This window comes from Polaromonas sp. A23 (assembly GCF_002001015.1).
GTDB lineage: Bacteria > Pseudomonadota > Gammaproteobacteria > Burkholderiales > Burkholderiaceae_C > Polaromonas.
Genome location: NZ_MUNO01000036.1, coordinates 1 through 1,312, shown reverse-complemented (window position 1 = coordinate 1,312; position 1,312 = coordinate 1). Strand labels below are relative to the sequence as shown.

Sequence of the window (1,312 nt, the reverse complement as noted above, 5' to 3'; positions counted from 1 at the left end):
GGATTCTGGAACGGATGCGTATACGGGGAGACCTGACGCGCGACGCGCGTCAGGTCTCCCCGTATACGCATCCGTTCCAGAATCCGATCCCGTCCCATTCCCCCACCCTTCTGTATGCGCCGAGGAGCGCAGGCAAAAGCGGATCAGGGCTCGCGATTGTCTGAGCCGAAGGCGAGTTCGAGCGAGACCCCGCTTTTGCCGAGCACCGCAGGTTGCCCGCAGCGAAGCGGAGGGACGCAGGCAGCAGGGTCGCCTTTTTCTTTGCTTACTTTCTTTTTGGCGACGCAAAAAGAAAGTGAGTTGCCACCGGGCAACCCCCGGCTTGCTGGCGCACCATAGGTTTCAGACCAACGCCAACTAGCCCCGCCCCACAAAAGGCATCTTCGTCGCCATGATGGTCATGAACTGCACATTGGTGGACAGCGGCAAGGCGGCCATGTGTACCACGGCATCGGCCACATGGTTCACATCCATCAGCGGCTCGATCGCAATCTCGCCATTGGCCTGCGGCACACCCTTGGCCATGCGCGCAGCGAGCTCGGTGTGGGCGTTACCGATGTCGATCTGGCCGCAGGCGATGTCGTATTTGCGGCAGTCCAGCGAGATCGATTTGGTCAGGCCGGTGATCGCATGTTTGGTCGAGGTGTAGGGCGCCGAATTGGGGCGCGGTGCGTGCGCCGAGATGGAGCCGTTGTTGATGATGCGCCCGCCCTGCGGCGACTGCGCTTTCATCAGGCGGATGGCCTGCTGCGCGCAGAGGAAGGAGCCGGTCAGGTTGATGTTGACCACGTTTTGCCACTGCTCGAAAGTCAGCTCTTCCATCGGCACGGCCGGCGCGCCCACGCCGGCGTTGTTGAACAGCAGATCAAGGCGCCCGAAGGCGGCCTGCACCTTGTCGAAAGCAGCGCGCACCGCCTCGGGCTGGCTGACGTCGCAGGGCACGGCCAGCGCGTCCTGGCTGCCCGACTCTTTGACCACCTCGTTCAGGGCGTCAACCCGCCTGCCGACCAGTGCCACGCGATAACCTGCGCGCAGCAGCGCCAGTGCCACCGCCTTGCCTATGCCGGAACCTGCGCCGGTAACCAGTGCGACCTTGCCGTTCGATGTCATGGGTGTGCCTTTGTCTCTTGGTGTGAATGGAATGGCGACTCGCCAGTGCATGGCGCCGCACCCTGCGAATTGTGCCCGAGCTGCACCGGCCGCGCTTGCGCTGCCACGGCGCTGCGCCCCAACTACTTTAGGTTTCAACTATTTTGAAAACTTGTTGGAAATAACCGACACCACGGGTTTTGCAGCGGTGCTACCTTTGCAC

The 1,312-nt window shown here is 62.4% G+C and carries 2 protein-coding genes; one reads left to right on the top strand and one right to left on the bottom strand.

Going from position 1 to position 1,312, the window contains the following annotated elements; translation table 11 throughout:
- Window positions 1-357: 357 nt before the first annotated feature.
- Window positions 358-1,110 (bottom strand): SDR family oxidoreductase, encoded by a 753-nt coding sequence (locus B0B52_RS16955; protein ID WP_077594851.1) that lies wholly within the window; start codon window positions 1,108-1,110, stop codon window positions 358-360.
- Here B0B52_RS16955 and B0B52_RS22605 point away from each other — a divergent pair.
- The coding region (locus B0B52_RS22605; protein ID WP_217349809.1) for a hypothetical protein at window positions 1,094-1,312 on the top strand (219 nt) is incomplete at its 3' end. The genes B0B52_RS16955 and B0B52_RS22605 overlap by 17 nt on opposite strands.